Genomic DNA, 6,975 nt, shown 5'->3' with positions numbered 1-6,975 from the left:
CGCAACCCCCGGTGAATCACAAGCTACTGAAATCGCTCAACTCAATTTTCGGTCGGGCTCTGAGAGTCGGACGAGCATCTTACCTTTGTTGCCGCCGGTGAACAGCCCGAGAAACGCGTCGGGCATCGCCTCCAGTCCGTCATGCACCGTCTCCTCGCGCTTCAGCGTTCCCGCCTTCAGCATCGCGCCCATGTCGTCGTAGAATTCGGCGGCGCGCGCCATATGGTCGCTGACGATGAAGCCCTGCATCCGCACCCGGTTGCCGATCAGCCGGGCGAGATAGCGCAGCTTCGTCGGCTCGCCCGAATTGTACACGTCGATCATCCCGCAGATCGCGAAGCGCGCATTCGGCCGCGCATGCGCCAGCGCGGCGTCGAGATGATCGCCGCCCACATTGTCGAAATACACGTCGATGCCCTTGGGCGCGGCGGCGGCGAGTGCCTTCACCAGCGGCTCCCCGGCCTTGTAGTCGATCACCGCATCGGCACCGAGCGAGCGCACCCAGTCGCATTTGTCCGCGCCGCCGGCCGAGCCGATCACCGTCATGTCCTTGGCCTTGGCGATCTGGACGACGGTGGATCCCACCGCGCCCGCCGCCGCCGACACGAACACCGTGTCACCCGCCTTCGCTTCCGCGACCGCGAGCAGGCCGAAATAGGCGGTCATTCCGGGCATCCCCAACTGGCCGAGAAACGCCTGCGGATCGACGCCCAGATCCGGCAGCCGCTGCACCTGCGCGGCGGGCATCACCGCCTCGTCGCGCCAGCCGCCCATATGCTGCACCCAGGTGCCGACCGGCACCGCATCGGCGCGGCTTTCGATCACCTCGCCCACCGCGCCGCCCTGCATCGGCTCTCCAAGCACGAAGGGCGGGACATAGCTTTTCACGTCGTTCATCCGGCCGCGCATATAGGGATCGACCGACAGCCACCGGTTGGCGATCCGCACCTCGCCGTCGCCTAGCGCCGCCAGGGCGACGTCGATCATCGCAAAGTCGGTATGCTTGGGCATGCCCTCGGGACGGGAATGCAGGCTCCATGCGCGCGCCATCGGTCGATCCTCCTCGTGTGAATTCCGGCCTGCGGTATGGCCGCGCGGCGGCGGATGCAAGCCTGTACGCGGCACCGCGTCGACGGCAAAAGGGCCCGGACGCTTCCGCCCGAGCCCCTTCTCGCCTGTGGCTTTCCGAAGCCGCGGGTCAGGCGTTCGTGCCGCTCCGGCCGAGCACGCGGCCCTGGCTGTCGCGCGCGTTCGTCGTGCCGCGATCCTCGCCCGAGGAATCGCGCTGATTGTCGCCATAGCCGAACATCGCCTGGTTGCGCTCCTCGTCGCGCCAATGCGCCTTGGCCTCGTCGGCGGTCTTCGCCAGCGTCACCTTGGTGTCGACGGTGGCGATCCAGCGCGACGGGATCGAGTGGTGCTGGCCGCCCGCGTCCGGATCGTTCTTGGTCAGCAGGATGCGATCGCCGCGCACCTTGTCGACGGTGCCGACATGCGCGCCATCCGAGCCGACCACGTCCATATGCTCGCTCACCTTGGACAGCGACGAACGTTGGCCTTCGCGCTGGGTGCGCCAGCTTCCGAACTCGGCATGGAACTTGGTGCGGTTCTCCTGGCGATATTCATCGTAATCGCGGTCGAGCGCGTCGATCTGCGACTTGCGCCAGCTATGATAATCATCGTCGCGGTCGTTCTGCGAGCGATGCGCGTAATTCTGCTCGTCGTGGCGCGCGTCCCGGTCGCGACGGCGCTCCGCCTCGTCGTCGCCGAACCACGAACGGACCTCGTCGCCCGCTCGCGCGAAGAAGCCGCGATCCTCATAGTCATAGCCCTGCGGCTGACGGCCATAGCCGCGCTGCGCCTCCGATCCGCGGGGCGCCGGACGGCCGCGGGACCGATCGGGATCGTGGCGGTTGTCGTCATCGGCATGCCGCGCACGACCGACATCCTCGAACCGGTGACCGTCATGCGCATAACTGCCGTGATAGGGCTGCTCGTCACGACCATAACCGCGATCGTCGCTGCGGCCCTGGGCATAGCGGCCCTGGTCGCCGCGCGGGCCATAACGGTCGTTGCCGTCGTTGCGCGCACCATAGGCGCCGCGGTCGCGGTTGCCGCGATCATATTCGCCGGCGGCGGCATATTCGCGCGCGCTCGAACGGTAATAGTCGCGGCTCGACCAGTCGGGCGCATAATCGGCGGGGTTCTCGCCGCCGTAATAATCGGGGTTCGGCTCGTTGTTGGTTCCGGGATAACGGATCACCATGACAGACCTCCTGACGGTTTCACTCGGTGCCAGGCCCGCGGTTTGCGCGTCGTCCCGCACCGGATTCCATAAGGGCCGACGCCCGTCTTTGTTCCGATCGCAAAGCCGGCCCTGCGCCACGACGAGCCGCTGCGGCGATGGCAGGAAAGCCGCCAGCGCTGTTGCATCGCCCCGATCGAGCCGCTAAACGCATCCGACCCGGCCTTCTGGCCGCGGAAAAAGGCGCGGGGCCGTAGCTCAGATGGGAGAGCGCTGCAATCGCACTGCAGAGGTCAGGGGTTCGATTCCCCTCGGCTCCACCACCGCGCCAAGCTTTCGATATCGCATGACCACCCAACGATGACCCTCGATGCGCCGCCTGTGGCGATCCCGGCGGCGACGCTGGTGATCCTGCGCGCGCGTGCGGGCGCGCCGCCCGACTTGCTGATGGTCGAGCGGGCCCGGGCGATGGCATTCGCGGGTGGCGCGCTGGTCTTTCCCGGTGGCCGCGTCGATCCAGGCGACCATGCGCTCGCACAGCGGCTCGGCAGCGACGATGCCGAGGGCGAAACCGCCGCACGGATCGCAGCGATCCGCGAGACGATCGAAGAGGCAGGCGTGCCGGTGGGGCTGTCGCCGATGCCCGCGGCGGCAACGCTCGAACGGTTGCGCGCGGATCTGGCCGGTGGAATCGCGTTCGCCGAGGCGCTCGACCGCGCGGGCTGTGCGATCGATCCGGCGGTATTGGTGGCATTCGCCCGCTGGCGGCCGGCGCACCGCGCGTCGCGCATTTTCGATACCCGTTTCTATCTGGTCGCCTGGCCCGACGGCCTCGGCGAGCCGGAGGTCGATCGCACCGAGAATGTGCGGCTGCTCTGGGCCAGCGCCGCGACGGTGCTGGCCGATGCCGATGCGGGGCGGGTAGCGATCATCTATCCCACCCGGCGCAATCTCGAGCGGCTGGCGCGCTTCGCCGGGTTCGCCGCCGCCGCCGCGGACGCCGCCGCGCACCCGGTGCGCACCATCACGCCGTTCGAGGACGAGCGCGACGGGGTTCGGCATCTCTGCATCCCCGAGGGGCTGGGCTATCCGGTCACGTCCGAACCCTTCGACCAGGCGATACGAGGATAGCCCCGCGGCTCAGCCCGCCATCGGCGCACCGGCATCCACCTTTTCCACCCAATAGGGAAAAAAGGCGGGCTGGCGGTTGGACCAGCCCGACGCCGTCGCCGCCGCCTCGCTGATCGATTGGAGTAGCTTGCGCCGCAGCTCGGGATGAAGATGCGGCAGCGCTGCCGCCGCGCAAAAGGCGGAGGGCAGCCACGGCCGCACCTCGGCGCCGATCAGCCGTTCGTAGAGAAAACGGAAAGCGGAAAAGCTGGTCAGCCGCCCCTGCCCCAGATCGAAGGCTACCACCGATACGAGCGGCCCCAGGAACGCCTCCACCGCATCGAGGCCGCTGTCGTCGGGCACCATCTCGCGCAGTTCGGGAAGCATCGCATAGATGCGCGCCTGCGCCCGGATGCTGGCGGCCTCGACGACATCGCGCGACCAGCGCGCCATCGCGTCCTCGCGGTCGAGCCCGATATCGAGCGAGCGCCGGATATATCGCTGCGTCGCGGCCGGAAACCCGGCAAATTCCTTCATCTCGGCCAGCGTCATCGCGCCGTCGGCCGGCTTCATTCTCGAACCCATCGCCCTCACCCCGCCCGCTATCGTCCAACACTGCAACGATAGGATCAGGATGGTTAACATCCATCTTACCGCCGCACCGCCACCGGTATTCCCAAGTCATCACGAAAGCTTGTGCAGCGCAACATCGGTTGCGACGAACTGAATTGGGGATCTGCCATCGAACGCCGATTGGCGCTTTTGGGCAACAATCGGTCTAAGGAAGCGGTTAAGGGTTTGCGAGAGGGCGGTAAGACGCCAAGAAGAATGGGTTCATGCGCAGGCGCGGAGGCGCCGAAGTAAATCGTCCGGCGTAGCGGGCAGAATCCATCGGCCGGGATTAGTATCTGGGCAGCTGCGCGCCCTCATGCTTATCCGCGCCCTCGCGTGAGCCAAAGCCCGCGCGAAGGCGCCCCGGTGTGGATCAGCGACCAGCCTCGGCATCGGCGTCATAGCCCGACGACGGCGCGGGTTCGCCGCTGCCGGACGGCTGCGTGATCGAGGGCGGATCGCTGGCGTCCATCGATTCATCAAGACCGTTGTCGAGCTTGGCGTCCTCGCTGCCCGGATTCTTCTCCAGGCGCTTGGCGATCGATTTATCCTGGCCGGCATCTTGGCGCGGGTCGCGGGCGCCGTCGCCATCATCCTCGGCGGGTGCCACGGACAGGCTGTCGAGCGCGCGATCATCGATATCGGTCATGGCGTATCTCCGTCAGATTACGGGAAGAGAACGGTTCAATCGGCCGCGCGTTCCTGCACGGCGCGCACACGCACCTCCTGCCGTTGCAGCCACGCGCTGCCGAAGATCGTCATGAACGCGATGTCCGTCGCGTCTCGCCCGACGCCGACGCGCGCGATGTCCTGGCAGCGCGCCATTCCCGTCGCGTCAACGAGCCGCCATGCGCCCTCCAGCCACAGCTCGGCGACCGCGTGAAAATCGGGCGGATCGACGCCGGGCGCATAGGCCGAGACACAGCGCGCGGGGATGCCGCCGCCGCGCGCCAGCGCCACGAGCAGATGCGCATAGTCGCGGCAGACGCCAGCCCGGGTCGCGAACGTGTCGAGCGCAGTGGTCTCGCCCATGCTCGATCCGCTGCGATAATCGATCGCGCCTTCCACCCACGCCGCCAGCGCGGCCGCGAGCGGACCGCCGTCCAGCCCGGCGAATTCGCGCAGGACGAAGCCTTCGAGCCGGTCCGACTGGCAATAGCGGCTCGGCAACAGATAGGCCGTCACCGGGCCGGGCAGCATTCGGATCGGCGTGGCGGCATAGGCCTCCAGCGCGACGACCGGGCGGTCGACATCGATCAGCGCGCGATAGTCCACCACCAGCCGTCCGTCGCCGCGCGCCCAGCAGCGCTGGCCGATGCCCTCCTCCCCCGGCACCGCGCGGATCGGGTGATCCGAAAACACGTCCATCACCGCCTCGACGATCCGTTGATCGGGCAGCAGCGCGGCCTCGATCTGGAGCAGCACGTCGGCGGGTGCGGGGAAGCCGTAATCGAGATGGACGTCGATCGCGAGGCGCATGACGCTCCTGGAGCACGGAGGGGACGAGACACAGGGAAGGCCCGGCAGGTTTCCCCGCCGGGCCTTCCAGAACCGACGCTTCGAACGCCCTAGTTGCGGCCGTTGCCGAACAGACGAAGCACGAACAGGAACATGTTGATGAAGTCGAGATACAGGTTCAGCGCCGACATGATGACGACCTTGCCGACCAAGTCGGTGCCGGCCACCTGCATGTACAGGCTCTTCGTGCGCTGCGTGTCATAGGCGGTGAGCCCGGCAAACAGCAGCACGCCGACGAGGCTGATGAGCAGGCCGAGCGGGCCCGAATGCACGAACATGTTGATGACGCTCGCCACGAGCAGGCCGACCACGCCGATGATGAGGAACGTGCCGAACGCCGACAGGTCCTTCTTGGTGGTGTAGCCGTAGAGACTCAGCGCGGCAAAGCCCGCTGCCGTCGCGAAGAACGCCTGCGCGATCGCGGTCGGGCTGTAGACGAGGAAGATGGTGGAGAGCGAAAGCCCCATCACCACCGCAAAGCCCCAGAACAGCAGTTGCAGCGTCGACGTCTTCATGCGCGCCTGGCCCATGCTCATGCCGAACACGAAGGCGAGCGGCGCGAACATGATGACGTATTTCAAGAGGCCACCGCCGATGAACACCTGCGCCGCGGGCGACGTCTCGCCCCCCCAGGCGAACAGCAAAGCGACGATGCCGGTGAGCAGCACGCCCGAGGCCATGTAGTTGTAGACGGACAGCATGTAGGATCGCAGACCCGAGTCATACGCATCCGAGCGCATGCCCGCTGCCGGACGCCCGAACGGTGCTACCCGCGGCTGGGGGTCGGACCAGTTTGCCATGTCGACGAATACTCCTTTGCCGGAATAAGCCCGGTTGCGACGGATATCGGCCCTGCCCGGCCCCATTTCAAGCGAAACCGGTTGCGCGATGCGCCGGCCGGATGGTTGATGCCGGGATGCACCGCCTGTTCGTCGCGCTTCGTCCGCCGCTCGCGATCCGCGAGGCACTCACCGACCTGATGGACGGGGTGCCCGATGCGCGCTGGCAGGACGACGACCAGCTTCACCTCACGCTGCGCTTCGTCGGCGAGGTGGAGCGCGTCACGGCCGAGGACCTTGCCGCCGCGCTCGCCCGCATCCGCGCGCCGGTGCCGCACGTGGCGCTGGCGGGCGTCGGCGCGTTCGAGAAGCGCGGGCGGGCGGACAGCCTGTGGGCGCGGGTGACGCCGCACGATGCGCTCGCGCACCTGCACCGCAAGGTCGATCAGGCCTGCGTCGCCGCCGGGATCGCGCCCGACGGCCGGGCCTATCTGCCGCACATCACGCTCGCGCGGCTGGCGCGCAGCGCGGGTGGCCATCCCGCGATCGGCGCCTGGATCGCGCGGCATGACGGCACGTCCAGCGCGCCGTTCGCCATGCCGCACCTGGTGCTCTACGAAAGCCGCCTGAGCCGCAGCGGCGCGACCTATGATGCGGTCGCGCGCTGGCCCCTGGGAACCGGCGATCCGCTCGCGGGTTCGCCTGCGTAAC

8 protein-coding genes and 1 tRNA gene are annotated in these 6,975 nt (G+C 67.7%); 3 read left to right on the top strand and 6 right to left on the bottom strand.

Translation table 11 applies throughout. The features are described 5' to 3' along the window. Nucleotides 1–36: 36 nt before the first annotated feature. Together OXQ95_RS16195 and OXQ95_RS16190 are read right to left on the bottom strand one after the other, a co-directional pair. The gene (locus tag OXQ95_RS16195; RefSeq protein WP_267382516.1) at nucleotides 37–1,050 is read right to left on the bottom strand and encodes an NADP-dependent oxidoreductase; all 1,014 of its coding nucleotides are present in this window, start codon (nucleotides 1,048–1,050) and stop codon (nucleotides 37–39) included. Between the two features lie 148 nt (nucleotides 1,051–1,198). Then, a complete protein-coding gene (locus OXQ95_RS16190) occupies nucleotides 1,199–2,266 on the bottom strand; it encodes a DUF2171 domain-containing protein (RefSeq protein ID WP_267382514.1) in 1,068 nt (355 codons plus the stop codon). A gap of 226 nt (nucleotides 2,267–2,492) precedes the next feature. Here OXQ95_RS16190 and OXQ95_RS16185 point away from each other — a divergent pair. Together OXQ95_RS16185 and OXQ95_RS16180 are read left to right on the top strand one after the other, a co-directional pair. Beyond that, nucleotides 2,493–2,568: transfer RNA gene (locus OXQ95_RS16185), tRNA-Ala, on the top strand. 37 nt (nucleotides 2,569–2,605) lie between these two features. Then, entirely contained in the window at nucleotides 2,606–3,376 is a 771-nt protein-coding gene (locus OXQ95_RS16180; RefSeq protein ID WP_267382512.1) for an NUDIX domain-containing protein, read from the top strand. Between the two features lie 9 nt (nucleotides 3,377–3,385). Here OXQ95_RS16180 and OXQ95_RS16175 read toward each other — a convergent pair whose 3' ends face one another. The 4 genes from OXQ95_RS16175 to OXQ95_RS16160 all read right to left on the bottom strand — a co-directional run bounded on the left by OXQ95_RS16175 (nucleotide 3,386) and on the right by OXQ95_RS16160 (nucleotide 6,285). After that, nucleotides 3,386–3,940 (bottom strand): hypothetical protein, encoded by a 555-nt coding sequence (locus tag OXQ95_RS16175; protein ID WP_242095275.1) that lies wholly within the window; start codon nucleotides 3,938–3,940, stop codon nucleotides 3,386–3,388. A 400-nt stretch (nucleotides 3,941–4,340) separates the two neighbouring features. After that, the gene (locus tag OXQ95_RS16170; protein ID WP_242095274.1) at nucleotides 4,341–4,616 is read right to left on the bottom strand and encodes a hypothetical protein; all 276 of its coding nucleotides are present in this window, start codon (nucleotides 4,614–4,616) and stop codon (nucleotides 4,341–4,343) included. Between the two features lie 35 nt (nucleotides 4,617–4,651). Then, nucleotides 4,652–5,446: a transglutaminase family protein gene (locus OXQ95_RS16165; RefSeq protein WP_242095273.1), complete on the bottom strand. Its 795-nt coding sequence runs from the start codon at nucleotides 5,444–5,446 to the stop codon at nucleotides 4,652–4,654. A gap of 89 nt (nucleotides 5,447–5,535) precedes the next feature. Then, nucleotides 5,536–6,285, bottom strand: a complete 750-nt coding sequence (locus OXQ95_RS16160; protein ID WP_267382510.1) for a Bax inhibitor-1/YccA family protein — start codon at nucleotides 6,283–6,285, stop codon at nucleotides 5,536–5,538. A gap of 116 nt (nucleotides 6,286–6,401) precedes the next feature. On the opposite strand from OXQ95_RS16160, the gene thpR reads away from it, so the two are divergent. Further along, nucleotides 6,402–6,974, top strand: coding sequence for an RNA 2',3'-cyclic phosphodiesterase (gene thpR, locus OXQ95_RS16155; RefSeq protein WP_267382509.1), 573 nt, complete (start codon nucleotides 6,402–6,404; stop codon nucleotides 6,972–6,974). The last annotated feature ends 1 nt before the right edge of the window (nucleotide 6,975 follow it).

It is taken from the genome of Sphingomonas sp. GC_Shp_6, from assembly GCF_026540835.1.
In the GTDB taxonomy this organism is placed as follows: Bacteria; Pseudomonadota; Alphaproteobacteria; order Sphingomonadales; family Sphingomonadaceae; genus Sphingomonas.
The sequence above is the reverse complement of the archived record's forward strand: the minus strand, read 5'-3'. Positions and strand labels throughout refer to the sequence as shown.